The sequence below is a fragment of the Ruminococcus sp. 1001136sp1 genome, assembly GCF_039841815.1.
Classification (GTDB): domain Bacteria; phylum Bacillota; class Clostridia; order Lachnospirales; family Lachnospiraceae; genus Blautia_A; species Blautia_A faecis.
Map to the genome: position 1 here is coordinate 26,026 of NZ_JBDPGY010000028.1, position 13,379 is coordinate 39,404.

Consider the following 13,379-nt stretch of genomic DNA (forward strand, 5'->3'; position numbering starts at 1 on the left):
GCCTGCATTTTGCAGGCGGTTGGATTACATATCAGAAAGATATTGTGCCGGTTTGAAAACTAAAAGTCTCAAAATACAGACTTAATAATTGCGATTTCACTCTCAAAGTGCTATAATACAAACTATATTTGGGTGGAGGTGCGGAAATGAAAGTACGGTACAACAAACTTTGGAAACTTCTGATTGACAAGGGAATGAAAAAGAGTCAATTACGAGAAGCGGTCGGGGCAAGCAAAAGTACATTTGCGAAACTCGGAAAAAATGAAAATGTTACCCTTCCCGTGCTGTTGAATATATGCGAATACTTAGAGTGTGATTTTGGCGACATAATGGAAGCCGTACCCGAAAATGAGGTGTAGGATCAATGAACAAGAAGATTTTAATTGTGGATGACGAAAAAGAAATCGTTGATCTGCTTGAAGTGTATTTGAGTAACGATGGTTATTCAGTATATAAATGTTATAATGGGTTAGAGGCGATGAAATGTATCAAACAGTCGCAGATTGATTTAGCGATACTTGATATTATGCTGCCGGATATTGATGGTTTTCGACTTTGCCAAAAAATTCGGGAAAAGTTTTACTTCCCTATTATTATGCTTACCGCCAAAATTGAGGATAGCGACAAGATTATGGGGCTTACGATTGGTGCGGATGATTATATAACGAAACCGTTTAATCCTTTAGAGGTTGTGGCAAGAGTAAAGACGCAATTAAGGCGTTATCAGAGCTATAACAGTCCTAATTTGAGCCAATCCGAAGAAAAAGACGAGTATGACATCAGAGGTCTACTGATAAACAGAGTCAGCCACAAGTGCTACTTGTATGGCAAAGAAATAGCCTTGACTCCGTTGGAGTTTTCTATTCTGTGGTATCTGTGCGAACATCAGGGTAAAGTTGTCGCCTCGGAGGAATTATTTGAAGCCGTGTGGAAAGAAAAGTATCTTCGCAACAGTAACAATACGGTAATGGCGCACATTGGGCGGCTTCGGGAAAAATTGAATGAACCTTCAAAAAATCCGAAGTTCATTAAAACTGTTTGGGGGGTAGGGTATGAAATTGAATAAAAAAGAAAAAAACTATCTGCTCTCTACCTTGTTCAAAGGGTATGTAATTCAATGTGCGATTTGCTCTGTGCTTATTTTTGGCGGTACTTTTCTTTTAGGAATTATGGCAGAGGAAATTCTCCGCAAGTATGTTTTGTATTATTACTTGTATTACAGAACAGTATATCTTTATATAGTGGCTGTAATCGTGTGGGGTGGCTGTATTATATACATGACATACCTACTTTTGAAAAAAGTAGTCGCCTATGTGTACGAGGTACAGGCTGCGACAGGAAAAATGTTCGATCAGAATGTCAGTTACATTGAAATGTCCCCGGAGTTGAGTGAAATCGCCGCTAACATCAATCAGTTAAAACAAGAGGCTGAAAGTAATGCAAGGCTTGCAAAAGAAAATGAGCAGCGAAAAAATGACCTGATTATGTATCTTGCACACGATTTGAAAACACCGCTTTCTTCTGTAATCGGGTATCTTACTTTACTGCGTGATGAGTCGCAAATCTCAAAGGAACTTCGAGAAAAGTACCTTTCAATCACTCTTGGTAAGGCAGAACGGTTAGAGGATCTGATTAACGAGTTTTTCGAGATAACACGATTCAATATATACGATATTACATTACAATACACGAAAATCAATTTAACTCGCCTGCTGGAGCAACTTGTATATGAATTTAAGCCTATGCTCAAATCAAAGAATTTGCAATGTAATCTTTGTGTTGATGATGATATAATGCTTCGATGTGACGCAGACAAAATTCAGCGTGTTTTTGATAACCTTTTGAGAAATGCGGTTATCTACAGTTTTGAAAATACGGATATCACGATCAGCGCACAATGTCAGGAAGATACGGTCAGCATTATTTTTTGTAACCACGGCGATACTCTGCCGGAAGAAAAGTTAAACAGGATTTTCGAGCAGTTTTATCGGCTTGACGCAGCGAGAAGTACAAGCAGTGGAGGAGCTGGATTAGGTTTGGCGATTGCAAAGCAGATTGTTGAACTACACAATGGTACAATCGTTGCAGAGAGCCAAGAGGATCAAAACAAGTTTTCAATTACTTTGCCGTTGGCGTAGGAAAATTGTAAGAATTTGCATAGAAAAAAAGAGGAATATCTTACGAGCAATCAAGAAAATACGGGCTTCTGTTTTGGTACAATAAAAGTATCAAGATAGAGGCTCGTATTTTTTGTGATACAGCATAAGGAGGAATGATGAAGTTGCTAAGAAAACAAATGCTGCTATGTTCTATTTTGTTTCTTGTATTTACGCTATCTGCCTGCTCTGCAATTGGGCAGACAGACGAAAACAATCTTACAGATAGCGCAACATCCGCAGAAAAAACGGTATCAGTTGTACGAGGGACAATTACTCCAACCGTTTCAACGCAAACGACTATTGTTCCGGCAGTACCGTTTATTATTTTCTCACCCGAAAATGGCATATTTAATACAGCGGTAGAATTAGAAGAAAAAATCACTGCCGGGCAAATTATTGGAACTGTGAACGGCAAAGAATTGAAATCTCCGGTGGATGGTACAATTACCTCTATTGCCCCATCCAATGAAAGCGTACCGAGTAATTATCCCGTAGCGATAGTGCATTATACAGGATTTGCCCTCAATGTAGAGGCAGATAATTTTTTGAGTACCTTACCGGAGTATGCAGAGTTGAAAGCAAAATTTCAAGTATATGATGGTGTAGGACCAACCGATATGATTGCCGTGGTGTCGCCTGCCGCAGATGAAAATGCGTTTACGGGAATCGTGCCGCAAGAGGGCATTCTGCAATGCTTGATCAGTCAAACAGTCGATGTGAAATCGGGGCAAAGTGCAACGGTAGTCATAACGGCGACAACGAGAAATGATGTCCTTATATTGCCGCTGTCGGTAATAGCGGGTAGACAAGGGACGGGATTGGTTACTGTAATTACTCCGAATGGAGAAAGAGTGGAAACAAAAGTGACATTGGGTGTGACAGACGGAGCCAATATAGAAATACTGTCCGGCTTAGAGGAGGGCGATGTAGTTTCTGCTACTCCGCCAAACCTTGATCCGAGGGGGATTTGATAAAATGAAAGGAATTTCCGAAAAGACTTTAATCAAAATAAAGGATTTGAAAGCAAGCGTCAAATTGAATAATGGCGATATGCTGACAACAGTAACCAACGCTAATATGGAATTGCAACGAGGGCGCAGTTATGCCATTGTCGGAAAGTCCGGCTCAGGCAAAACAAGCCTTATATCCATTATTGGCTTGTTAAATCGGGAATATGAGGGCGAGTACCTTTATGATGGTATATCTATTTCTGCTTTGAAAGACCGTGATCTGTCTATACTGCGAGCCAATAATATCGGATTTGTATTTCAGAACTACTCTCTGATTAAGCACTTGCGGGTATGGGAAAATATCGAATTACCCCTACTCTATGCCAAAAAGTCGTTTACCGCCAAACAGCGTCACGAGATAATTACAGGCTTGCTAAAAAGTGTCGGCTTAGAAAGCAAGGAAAATGATTACCCAATCAATTTGTCCGGCGGTGAACAACAAAGAGTTGCAATCGCAAGGGCGCTTGCAGTATCTCCGGAAGCCATTTTATGTGATGAGCCTACGGGAGCGTTGGATAAAAAGACGGGAACGCAGATTATGGAACTGTTGCACAGCGTCGTAAAAGAAAATGGAATTATGCTGCTGTTGGTTACGCACGATCCTGATATTGCAGATACCTGTGATACGATTTTTGAAATGGATGGAGGGAGGATAACTTGTGCTAAAAATGATACTTAAAGACCTTCGTCTGTCTCCACTTAGAAGTATTCTGACAAGTGTTTCAATGCTTGTAGGCATTATCGCAATGCTTGGATCGGTATTAGTTGGTACGCTTGGACGGGAGTATTTGATTTCCGTAAACGCACAGGTATATGGCTGGTCACCTACTTACTCATTCGTGATAACGGAATCCGATTTTCACGATAGAAATAAAATGGAACAATTATTCCAGAGATTTGAAGCCATTGATGATGTAGCCGCTGTTACTTTTTCTATGGGAGAAGATATTCGATTTGCACCAATGAAAGATTTAACGCCAATACCGCCGAATGATGTTTACCAAAACCTGATGGCTTTTGATTTAGTTTGCACCACGGAGGCATATAGTCAAGTCTATAATCTTCCAATGACATCCGGTAGATGGTTAGAGCCTTCGAGTGAGGGCGGCTCGCTTGAAGTGGTCATAAACAAAGAAGCTAAAAACTATTTTAATGATTCGCCCTATGCTGCAGGAAATGTAAAAAGCACACTTTCGTTAACCCCATTCAATATTGTCGGAGTAGTAAACGATGGCAGGGATTTTCCGACTATCTATGCGGATTCTGCGGCGATCCTCAATTTCGCACCAGCAATGTGGCAAGTACAAAATGCAAATGTGTATTGGCATCCCACAACAGGACTGACAATCGAACAGATACATTCTGCCCTTGGCGACATTTTGACTGATACCATTGGCGGTTACTGGGAAAGTGCTGGGCGGAGTGATATTGGAGATACCTATGATTCGGTATTGTCCATACTGCAATTAGGGCTTTTGGTTACTTCGCTTTTGTTGCTGTTTGTTTCCGTATTAGGGCAGATCAATATCGGACTATCTTCATTGGAACAGCGCACACATGAGTTGCTGATCCGCAGAGCGATAGGTGCTTCACGAACAAATATTGTGGCATTGGTTTTAGGCTCACAGTTGATTTTATCAATATTCGTTTGCCTTGCAGCTATTTTGATTTCGCTGATTTTGGTGCATTGTATTGGAGCGTTGCTCCCTGTGGATTCCCCGGTGGGAACACCGAGTTATCCAATCAGCGTTGCTGTTGTTGCAGTTGCTGTGTCTGTGCTTACAGCATTATTGGGCGGATTATTACCAGCATTGAAAGCAGCAAAATTAGAGCCTGCATTGGCTCTTAGATAATAAAACTCAATTCAAGGAGGAAACAAAATGAAACGAACAATCTCAAAATCCGAAAGACCGTACAGACTGTTATTGTGTGTTATGATTTCTTTGCTGGTGATTATGCTGGCAGGCTGCTCCACTTCTTCGGACTCCGACACAAACACAAGAGGTTTCACGGACTTTGCTACCATTGAAGAAGAATACCTAACGACCATTGAGAGTTTGAATTGGCCGGAGGGCTTTACGCCGCCTGATGCTTTGGAAGGCGAAGATACGGGAGCGTCTTTTCAGATAGGATATGGCGATACAAGAGCATCTAACCTTTGGGAATATTCTTGGATGCAGGAATGGCTTGATACTTACAATACGGATTCGGAAAGGGCGGCAAAAGCCTTAGCTGAACTCGAAAAAGCCTTTGATATGCCTTATATGGGAACAGATCGCTGTGATGACGCCACACGCAAATATCTTCGTGATAATATTGATAAAGCTAAGTTGGGAGATCCGTCTGGATTTACAGAGTGTATTCAGGCAAATTATGCCGATTAAAAATGGCACATAGGAGTTTTGGTGTTGGGAGGTGAGCACATATATGCAGAGAAAACGCCGTAAGAAAAAACGATTTGGAGTATTTTTGTTTTTGCTTGTAGTTTGTATCGGCATAGGTATAATGTTTGTGCCGTGGGCAATGCAGCCGGAAAATTTCAGAGAGGTAAAGAATAAAATAAATGGTTTTCTCTACAAAGAAGATTTTCCTGACTCTTATAATGCAAAATCGCTGATTTTGGTGGATTGTTCTGATGATGAAATATTTGTTTCAAAAAACGAGAACGAGCCACAAATTCCTGCAAGTTTAGCCAAGCTGTTTGTTATTGAGTATGCGTCAACTTTAGCAGACCTTGATAGTATCGTTGTTGCAGACTATGGTGCTATTTCACTCACGAAACCTGGCTCGTCTGTTGCTCAAATCAAGGAAAAAGAATACTTTTTACACAATCTATTTGCGGCAATGTTAGTACCGTCAGGGAATGACGCAGCTTATGTGGTTGCTGATTATTGTGGAGGATTACTTTCGCCGCAAGCAGAAAGCTGTCAAGAGCGTGTGAGGATTTTCATGGAGAACTTAAACCTGCATTTGCAACAGCAGGGGTACTTAGACACAGTTTTATATGATCCGAGTGGTTTTGATATGGAGGCACTTACCACCACTTTAGATTTGAAAGAAGTAGTATATCGGTTGTTGGAATACTCGTGGTTTAGAGAAATTGTATCTCAAAACACTTATACGGCAACACTGCCTGATGGCAGTACACAAATATGGCAGAATACAAACGCCTTCCTTGATCCGACATCCGAATATTACAACGAAAATGTATGCGGAATTAAGACTGGCTCTCTGTCTGACGACTATAACTTGATTGTGCTTTATCAGCAGCACGGAAAAGAGTTTTTGATATGCAGTTTAGGCTCTCAGTCCGATTCCTCTCGTTATGACGATGTGAATTTTATTCTGAAAACGATTGATGAATCGTATTATCTCACGCAATAAATCTTATGTTGTCCAAGACAAAAAAACTAACCAAGGGGGGTGATAATATCGGACGAATCGTAATAATGGAGTTCAAAGCACAAGACTCAACAGCCTTTGACGATATGCTGGCTTTTGTAAAACAGCACCCTGATTTTGAAAAATTAGAGATTTCATATGAGCCGACATTATCCCTTTCCGGCTTAGAAATCAATTTGAGCCGGCGCAGAGTTATCAATAACGGTCAGGAAATTGAACTGACCGTCAAAGAGTACGATATACTCTGCTTGCTCGCAGCCAATAAAGGTCGTGTTCTTACATACGAGCAGATTTATGATAAGGTGTGGGGCGAAATATCAGCAGGCAATGAAAAGGATACCGTAGGCTTTCACATTCGGAATCTTCGTAAAAAACTTTGTGATACAAACTCTCACTTTTCCATAGATAGTGTTCGTGAGATCGGCTACCGCTTTAACAGTCAGTAAGCAGTCCCTCGTAGTTCATAATGAATTGCGAGGGATTATTCATTTTCTAAGACGGTATGTCGGAATTTGATAAATCCCTGCAAATGTTGATTTTATACGACTGTTAAGAGCAATATCGTGTCTAAACTTGCGACTGGACTTTGCATTTTCTACGAGTTATCTTCGTAATATCTCGGCATTATACTACTGGAATGTTTATCATAAACAGGGCATGATTTATGGCAGAATGGGCAGTCGTTCTCGTGCCATTTATTAGGTCTTGCTTGGATACGAATATGTTTAACTCCATTCTTATCAGAGTAAAGATTACAATTTTTTATAACTGTGTTCTTGACATTAAGGACACTTTTGCATAATGTATTAACTGAAGCCACTTGTGAATACTCCTTTTGTGTTTTTCTTCGCAGTTAATACATTAAAGGACACAAGTGTTTTTTCAATATGGTGTTGTTAATTTATGGTGTTAGGCTTCCACCATTATGCCAGAAGCCTCATATAAATTTATTGGGAAGAGTTACCGATCAAGTTTTCTCAGAATCCGAAGAATGGGATATTGATACGGTGTCAGAAACTATTGCATCGGAATATGAAAGAGCAACGAATCTTTCGATAAATAAAGAGAAGCAGAATTTGCCAATAGAAGAAAAACGAACGATAGATGTTAAAGAAATACGAGAATGGCTGAACTTTATTATTACGATTATATCAGTTGTTTTGGGAGTTACGAATTCTTCAGCAACAACGATAAATAATTACAATTATACACAACAAGTCAATAATTATTACATCGTTGGAATGGGATATGATGCGAAGGAGCTAAATACGACTAAATATAGAATCGTTAATAGAGAATCTATTGTACGACTGAAGCATGACTGCCATTCGATTGTAATTGAAAAGCTTGAGGAAGGGAAAGTTGTTAGAATTATAGATAAATATAAAAAGTGGCGACAGATAATTTGGGAGAATGAAGATGGTGAAGAATGTATGGGGTGGATTCAAAATTATAAATTAACTGAGTTTAAAGTGCCTAGAAATAAATGATGTATATTTGATGAAATAGAATCTATAAGTGAAGGAAGTATTATGTGTGGTAGATATTATATTGATTCTGATATGGCAGATGAAATCGAAAAAGTAGTGCATGATATAGACCAACGGATCCGGCAGGAACATTTTGCAGGAGATATCTTTCCAACCAATGTAGCACCGATCATTGAAAAATCAGAACATGGATTGAAACTGGATGTTTGCAAGTGGGGATATCCATTGTCACAAGGAAAGAATCTGGTTATAAATGCAAGAGCAGAATCTGTTATGGATAAACCTTCTTTTCGAAATGGAATCCTCTATCACCGCATTTTGATACCGGCAAGTGGGTTCTATGAATGGAATCGGTTAAAAGAGAAAAATACATTTTCCAGATATGATGCACCAGTATTGTATATGGCTGGCTTCTGTGATTGGTTTGAGAATGAACGACGATTTGTGATTATGACTACAGCAGCCAATGAATCTATGATAAAAGTACATGATCGTATGCCGCTGATATTGGAAAAAGGACAGCTGAAAGATTGGTTCGATGACAGGAAAATGGAGCAAATTCTGCATCAGGTAACGGTTCAGCTAAAACGAGAGGCAGAATACGAACAGCAGAGCTTATTCTTATAATGGTTCAGAGGAGAAATAGAAAGATGCAAATATTTGTTGATGCAGATGCCTGCCCAGTGGTTGCGATCATTGAAAAGATTGCAAAAGATAATAGTGTTCCGGTAATGTTGTTGTGTGATACAAACCATGTTCTGTCATCGACTTATAGTAAAGTTGTTGTTGTCGGTGCAGGAGCAGATGCAGTAGATTATAAACTGATTAGTATCTGCCATAAAGGAGATATTGTCGTATCACAGGACTATGGTGTGGCTGCAATGGCATTGGGAAAAGGTGCTTATGCTATTCATCAATCAGGTAAATGGTACACGGATGATAATATTGATCAGATGCTAATGGAACGTCACCTGAGTAAAAAAGCCAGAAGAAGTTCCCGTAAATGTCATGTCAAGGGACCGAAGAAGCGGACGGAGGAAGATGATGAAAGATTCGCTCAGTCTTTTGAAAAAATGCTTTTGATGGCACGGGAGAAAGAAGGCAGATGAGGAATTGTAGATGCAGAGGAACGACAGAAGCTATAAAGACTTAAAACAAAAACAGAAGAGTGCAATAGCAGATAAAACATACAAAATGCACTTGAAGTTTTATCTTGAGAATCAGCGAATGCCGGATGCTACTGAAATGAATGATATATGCAAAAGTTTGTTTACGGCAGTTCAATCGCTTGCTCCTAAAACGGAATATGAAGAATTTTATAAAATTGTTGAAAAGCGTGAAAAGAGTTATGAAGAACGTATCCTGAGAGACATTCAGAATGGAATTATAATAGAAACACTTATGGCAAAAAAACATAAGAAAACGCCGGAAGAAAAAGCAGCTGTTGCGAAAAAAAAGAAGCAGCAGAGGCGAGCAAGACGGAAACAAGAAACAAGAGATAATCTGGCTAAAGAAGAAATCTTGCAAGATGACAGATTTTTCGTTATTGCCGGTTATACCTCCGGAGGTGCACCGTATGGTGTCACCTGGGAGGAAATGGGTCTGAAACCTTGGGAAGATTTGGAAGAGAATAATTGAGTTGTCAGTGCAATCTTATTTATCTCTTGTGACAGAAACAGGTTCCCGTTTTGCCGGAAGTAAGTCTGAATTGATTTCAGGAGCATCGAGCAGCACAGAGAAATTTTGCTGAATGATATCCAGTGTTTTCTGCTTTTTCTGTAATTTCTGTTTTTCCCGGACGGTAGCAGCTTGTTCAGATTCAAGATTTTCAATCCGCTTCTGGATTTTTTCAGAGCTAGGGATTTTGGTAACACCGAGATCCTGAAGCTCTTTTTTTAGTGAATCGTGGAGTTGGTATTCTGCCAGATGCTTGGAACGGTATTCTTTTGGATTTTTTGCAGATTTGCAATCTTCTATCACTTTACGGCAGAGCCGGTAAGAATCACAGTGTTTCTGAATGACTTTCTGCGTGCTTAGCTCACTGGTGATGTGTGCTATTCTCTGATCAGCCGCTTTAACAGAAGCATCAACATCAGAAACATGCTGCCTGAAATCCTCATAATTCAGTAGGTTATTTTCTGAAAGATAGTTGAAGGTGCGGGCTGCCTCTTTTAGATTATTGAGTTTTGCCCAATGTTCAAATCCTTCTCGATTGCCAGTCGTTACATACGTGGAGATATTGATATACAGGCGAGCTTCTCTGGACAGATGTTTTGGAGTTTTCACTTTGCTACGATTTTTAGCTAAGTGGATGCGGACGTTTTCTTCCGTATAATAACTTCCCAGAGATTTCATATAAGTGAAATTTTTTTGTTCCGGTGCACGGAAAGAAAGATGCTTTCCCTGCCGGACTTCATATCCAGCTAACTGCATTTTTTGTAGAAATTCCTCATAGTTGATGGAAGTCCAGATTGCTTTATCAACTGCAACACGTAGCTTGGCTTTCCAACTGGTGCCACGATGATATTCCATGTTCTCTTTATAGCTTTTTCCTTTTTCTCCGGTTGGCATACTGGTGGCAAGTCCATTTTCCAGGCAGATACGATTACTGATTCTGCAGAGTTTATGGTAGCTCCGCTTATTGGAAACATACTTGTGATGATCAACAAAGCTTGCAGCGTTGAAGATGATATGGTTATGAATGTGCTTTTTATCAACATGGGTACTGATCACGTATTCATATTTTCCTTTCAGTACTTCGGCTGCAAATTGCTGTCCTAAGCGATGGGCAGTTTCGGCATCAACTTCTCCAGGTTTAAATGACTGGATCAGATGAAATGCCAGGTTATTACCTTTGTCCATTCCATTCTTTTTTGCCATTTCTCTAGTCATGGAAAATTCGAGATCAGCAGTTTCCGGGGAACAGCCAAAACTGGAAACCAGCAGTTTTTCATCAGTCTTGTCTGGATTCGTGATATAGTCCAGAGCTTTCTTGTCTGTTACTTTAATGGGGAAGATCTTAATATATGCCATAGTTCTTTCACCATCTCTTTCAATTCTTGCATTTCTTCCGGATATAGATCTCCGGTGGTATTTACCTTTTTTGCAATCTGGTTGATATTTATGCCAATCTTGTGCATTTCCTCATACTGTTTCTTCAGAGGAGTTGTATCTGTGTTGACGATGTAGCCGTCGATTGCCATCTTACGCAGATAAGCTCCCATGTTCTTGGTTTTTGATTCTATCATCTTCCTGCGGATTAGCTTTCGTTCTTCTTCTGTGACATAAAAATGAATTTCTTTGTTTCTTTTTCTTTCAGCCATTAGCAGTTTCTCCTTTCTGAGAGGGCAGTAGTATCGTTGCTTTCAGCGTTTTTCAATTCAGGGCAGGGTACCCTAAATTGGGATTTTCCGGAAGTGTATCCTCACTTCCTGTCCTTGCTGTTTTACCCCTCTATTAGTTAAAGTCAGGAGAACCGGGAAAATGCAAAAGAATTTGGCAGGTAGTACGGGAACTGAAAATATGGTATGATTATGGGCAGGATATCAGAAGAATCAGGAGTTGAATAAACTGTGAAGAAAGAAGAAATTTTTGAATATGTGAAGAAACAGTATGGTACGGTGCCGGAGTATTTATGGGCACAATCACCAGATAATGCTGTGCTACGACATAAGAATGGAAAATGGTATGCTGTGGTCATGACGGTTGAAAAATCGAAACTGGGATTAGAAGGAAAAGATCCGGTTGATATCATGGACGTAAAGTGTGATCCGGACATGACGAATATGATTATTCAGACTTATGGATTTTTACCTGGATACCATATGAATAAGCAGCACTGGATCACGATTTTACTGGATGGTTCTGTCAGTGAGGCTAAGACACTGGACTTTTTGGATATGAGCTATGACCTGATTGACGGAGCAGGCAGAAAAGAAGAAAATGTAAGTGGATTACAGTGATTTTTGAGCAAAAGGAAAACCGGGGATTTTACTCCTCGGTTTTCTGGCTGTTGTGCTTCAGTCTTCAACTTGAAAAATATCTTCTACAGGCACTTTCAGGTAATGTGCCAGCCGGATTGCAATCTCAAGAGAGGGATTTCGTTCTCCACGTTCGATGCGGCCTATCGTCTGGCTGCAGGAACCTATGGCTTCAGCCAAATCTGCTTGAATGAGATTCCGTTCTTCACGAATATCTTTTAATGTATTATTGATTGCCATTCAATCACTTCCTTTGCTTATTGTTATCAGTAGGATCATGAACCTGCTGTTGAAATCTAATGAAATCCTGGAATTTCTGCACCTTTGCATTTCCCGATTACTTTTCCAAAAATCTTAAAAGAGTCAGATTCCAAAACTTGGATAGGACGATATTTTTGATTTAAAGAGATCAGATAAACACCATCTGGCTCATCGTGTAATTCCTTGATGTAAGTATTGCCGTTGAGATAGAAGATTCCAATTTCACCATTAGCAAGAGAATCTTTTTTCTGAATCCATGCAACATCGTCTGTATGATAAAGTGGCTCCATACTATCACCAGAGATCCGCACACCAAAGTCAGTCTGCTCAGGAGCAAGATGTCCTACGTCATAGGTTTCTTTTACAGAATCTTCCAGGTAATTTCCAGTACCAGCAGAAACTGGTTCCCAGGTAATTTCTACAGGATGATGGAATGGGATAATCTTTGCAGACAGTGGAGAAAACTTTTTAGAAGCTTTCAAAATATCAGCAAATTCAATCAATTTATTTCTGCCTTCTTCATTCAATCCACTCATAATGTTATATGGATTTTCTCCAAAGAAGGATTCATATATATCTTCGATATCAAGTAACTGGCAAAGTGTCAGGAAAACATGTAAAGCGGGTTCTCGTGCATTGTTCTCCCATTTGGAGAGTGCTTTTGTAGTGACCTGAATACCTTCCTGAGAAAGCAGGTTTACCAGATCTGATTGAGAGTATCCTTTCTTTTTTCTATTTTCTGCTAATATTTCCCCGAAATCACGCATTTGTTCGCCTCATTTCTATTTGAATTTTCTATATGCATTATACCGTATGTTAGAAATAAAATCAACAATAATCTCCGAAATGGAGAAAATACAACCAAGATGTTGCTTGACTATCTCCGAAATGTCGATATATACTAAACATACAGAAATTGATAAGACATTATGTTGAAGGAAGCAGCTGGGAGGTGAAAAGTTTGAGTGAGCGTGTGATCCTGCATAGTGATATGAACTGTTTTGTGTGACTTGAAAGTCACTACATTTATTGTCTTACCGTAAGGTGTAAGACCTGCTGTTCCGTCAGTTGAGTCTA

18 protein-coding genes are annotated in these 13,379 nt (G+C 39.7%); 14 read left to right on the top strand and 4 right to left on the bottom strand.

Annotated elements, in window-relative coordinates; translation table 11 throughout:
* The first annotated feature begins 146 nt into the window (after positions 1-146).
* The 13 genes from ABHC48_RS18360 (at position 147) to ABHC48_RS18420 (ending at position 9,699) form a co-directional block, all read left to right on the top strand.
* Positions 147-359 (top strand): helix-turn-helix transcriptional regulator, encoded by a 213-nt coding sequence (locus tag ABHC48_RS18360; RefSeq protein ID WP_008703822.1) that lies wholly within the window; start codon positions 147-149, stop codon positions 357-359.
* A gap of 5 nt (positions 360-364) precedes the next feature.
* On the top strand, positions 365-1,066 hold the full coding sequence (vanR, locus tag ABHC48_RS18365; protein ID WP_004853366.1) for a VanR-ABDEGLN family response regulator transcription factor: 702 nt from the start codon (positions 365-367) through the stop codon (positions 1,064-1,066).
* Positions 1,053-2,138, top strand: coding sequence for a HAMP domain-containing sensor histidine kinase (locus ABHC48_RS18370; protein ID WP_008703821.1), 1,086 nt, complete (start codon positions 1,053-1,055; stop codon positions 2,136-2,138). Before vanR ends, ABHC48_RS18370 begins: the two co-directional genes overlap by 14 nt.
* Before the next feature lie 143 nt (positions 2,139-2,281).
* The gene (locus ABHC48_RS18375) at positions 2,282-3,130 is read left to right on the top strand and encodes a hypothetical protein (RefSeq protein ID WP_330386414.1); all 849 of its coding nucleotides are present in this window, start codon (positions 2,282-2,284) and stop codon (positions 3,128-3,130) included.
* Between the two features lie 4 nt (positions 3,131-3,134).
* Positions 3,135-3,848: an ABC transporter ATP-binding protein gene (locus ABHC48_RS18380; RefSeq protein WP_004853372.1), complete on the top strand. Its 714-nt coding sequence runs from the start codon at positions 3,135-3,137 to the stop codon at positions 3,846-3,848.
* Complete coding sequence (locus ABHC48_RS18385; RefSeq protein ID WP_012744282.1) at positions 3,838-5,022, top strand: ABC transporter permease; 1,185 nt, start codon at positions 3,838-3,840, stop codon at positions 5,020-5,022. The genes ABHC48_RS18380 and ABHC48_RS18385 overlap by 11 nt, the downstream gene beginning before the upstream one ends.
* A gap of 27 nt (positions 5,023-5,049) precedes the next feature.
* Complete coding sequence (locus ABHC48_RS18390; protein ID WP_015514509.1) at positions 5,050-5,553, top strand: hypothetical protein; 504 nt, start codon at positions 5,050-5,052, stop codon at positions 5,551-5,553.
* A gap of 43 nt (positions 5,554-5,596) precedes the next feature.
* Positions 5,597-6,553: a peptidase S11 gene (locus tag ABHC48_RS18395; protein WP_012744280.1), complete on the top strand. Its 957-nt coding sequence runs from the start codon at positions 5,597-5,599 to the stop codon at positions 6,551-6,553.
* 65 nt (positions 6,554-6,618) lie between these two features.
* Positions 6,619-7,017, top strand: a complete 399-nt coding sequence (locus ABHC48_RS18400; protein ID WP_015514508.1) for a winged helix-turn-helix domain-containing protein — start codon at positions 6,619-6,621, stop codon at positions 7,015-7,017.
* Positions 7,018-7,458: 441 nt separating this feature from the next.
* Positions 7,459-8,061, top strand: a complete 603-nt coding sequence (locus ABHC48_RS18405) for a hypothetical protein (RefSeq protein WP_012744278.1) — start codon at positions 7,459-7,461, stop codon at positions 8,059-8,061.
* 42 nt (positions 8,062-8,103) lie between these two features.
* Positions 8,104-8,688 carry an SOS response-associated peptidase family protein gene (locus tag ABHC48_RS18410; RefSeq protein ID WP_195700339.1) on the top strand — a complete coding sequence of 195 codons (585 nt, stop codon included), beginning with the start codon at positions 8,104-8,106 and terminating at the stop codon, positions 8,686-8,688.
* Positions 8,689-8,711: 23 nt separating this feature from the next.
* Positions 8,712-9,170, top strand: coding sequence for a YaiI/YqxD family protein (locus tag ABHC48_RS18415; protein WP_015514506.1), 459 nt, complete (start codon positions 8,712-8,714; stop codon positions 9,168-9,170).
* Between the two features lie 10 nt (positions 9,171-9,180).
* A complete protein-coding gene (locus ABHC48_RS18420; RefSeq protein WP_243284600.1) occupies positions 9,181-9,699 on the top strand; it encodes a hypothetical protein in 519 nt (172 codons plus the stop codon).
* Between the two features lie 15 nt (positions 9,700-9,714).
* Here ABHC48_RS18420 and ABHC48_RS18425 read toward each other — a convergent pair whose 3' ends face one another.
* Entirely contained in the window at positions 9,715-11,094 is a 1,380-nt protein-coding gene (locus ABHC48_RS18425) for a relaxase/mobilization nuclease domain-containing protein (protein ID WP_012744274.1), read from the bottom strand.
* Positions 11,061-11,384 (bottom strand): MobC family plasmid mobilization relaxosome protein, encoded by a 324-nt coding sequence (locus ABHC48_RS18430; RefSeq protein ID WP_012744273.1) that lies wholly within the window; start codon positions 11,382-11,384, stop codon positions 11,061-11,063. Before ABHC48_RS18430 ends, ABHC48_RS18425 begins: the two co-directional genes overlap by 34 nt.
* A 249-nt stretch (positions 11,385-11,633) precedes the next feature.
* Between ABHC48_RS18430 and ABHC48_RS18435 the strand changes: the two genes are divergently transcribed.
* Positions 11,634-12,023 (top strand): MmcQ/YjbR family DNA-binding protein, encoded by a 390-nt coding sequence (locus ABHC48_RS18435; RefSeq protein WP_012744272.1) that lies wholly within the window; start codon positions 11,634-11,636, stop codon positions 12,021-12,023.
* A 57-nt stretch (positions 12,024-12,080) separates the two neighbouring features.
* On the opposite strand, the gene ABHC48_RS18440 is transcribed toward ABHC48_RS18435, so the two are convergent.
* Together ABHC48_RS18440 and ABHC48_RS18445 are read right to left on the bottom strand one after the other, a co-directional pair.
* Positions 12,081-12,281 (bottom strand): helix-turn-helix transcriptional regulator, encoded by a 201-nt coding sequence (locus ABHC48_RS18440; protein WP_005344265.1) that lies wholly within the window; start codon positions 12,279-12,281, stop codon positions 12,081-12,083.
* A 56-nt stretch (positions 12,282-12,337) separates the two neighbouring features.
* Positions 12,338-13,069, bottom strand: a complete 732-nt coding sequence (locus tag ABHC48_RS18445) for an XRE family transcriptional regulator (RefSeq protein WP_012744271.1) — start codon at positions 13,067-13,069, stop codon at positions 12,338-12,340.
* Between the last annotated feature and the right edge of the window lie 310 nt (positions 13,070-13,379).

Bases quoted from the DNA above. Each gene is read 5' to 3' on its own strand.
- ABHC48_RS18360 (WP_008703822.1), top strand. From the start codon at position 147: ATGAAAGTACGGTACAACAAACTTTGGAAACTTCTGATTGACAAGGGA.
- vanR (WP_004853366.1), top strand. From the start codon at position 365: ATGAACAAGAAGATTTTAATTGTGGATGACGAAAAAGAAATCGTTGAT.
- ABHC48_RS18370 (WP_008703821.1), top strand. From the start codon at position 1,053: ATGAAATTGAATAAAAAAGAAAAAAACTATCTGCTCTCTACCTTGTTC.
- ABHC48_RS18380 (WP_004853372.1), top strand. From the start codon at position 3,135: ATGAAAGGAATTTCCGAAAAGACTTTAATCAAAATAAAGGATTTGAAA.
- ABHC48_RS18385 (WP_012744282.1), top strand. From the start codon at position 3,838: ATGATACTTAAAGACCTTCGTCTGTCTCCACTTAGAAGTATTCTGACA.
- ABHC48_RS18390 (WP_015514509.1), top strand. From the start codon at position 5,050: ATGAAACGAACAATCTCAAAATCCGAAAGACCGTACAGACTGTTATTG.
- ABHC48_RS18395 (WP_012744280.1), top strand. From the start codon at position 5,597: ATGCAGAGAAAACGCCGTAAGAAAAAACGATTTGGAGTATTTTTGTTT.
- ABHC48_RS18400 (WP_015514508.1), top strand. From the start codon at position 6,619: ATGGAGTTCAAAGCACAAGACTCAACAGCCTTTGACGATATGCTGGCT.
- ABHC48_RS18405 (WP_012744278.1), top strand. From the start codon at position 7,459: ATGGTGTTGTTAATTTATGGTGTTAGGCTTCCACCATTATGCCAGAAG.
- ABHC48_RS18410 (WP_195700339.1), top strand. From the start codon at position 8,104: ATGTGTGGTAGATATTATATTGATTCTGATATGGCAGATGAAATCGAA.
- ABHC48_RS18415 (WP_015514506.1), top strand. From the start codon at position 8,712: ATGCAAATATTTGTTGATGCAGATGCCTGCCCAGTGGTTGCGATCATT.
- ABHC48_RS18420 (WP_243284600.1), top strand. From the start codon at position 9,181: ATGCAGAGGAACGACAGAAGCTATAAAGACTTAAAACAAAAACAGAAG.
- ABHC48_RS18425 (WP_012744274.1), bottom strand. From the start codon at position 11,094: ATGGCATATATTAAGATCTTCCCCATTAAAGTAACAGACAAGAAAGCT.
- ABHC48_RS18430 (WP_012744273.1), bottom strand. From the start codon at position 11,384: ATGGCTGAAAGAAAAAGAAACAAAGAAATTCATTTTTATGTCACAGAA.
- ABHC48_RS18440 (WP_005344265.1), bottom strand. From the start codon at position 12,281: ATGGCAATCAATAATACATTAAAAGATATTCGTGAAGAACGGAATCTC.
- ABHC48_RS18445 (WP_012744271.1), bottom strand. From the start codon at position 13,069: ATGCGTGATTTCGGGGAAATATTAGCAGAAAATAGAAAAAAGAAAGGA.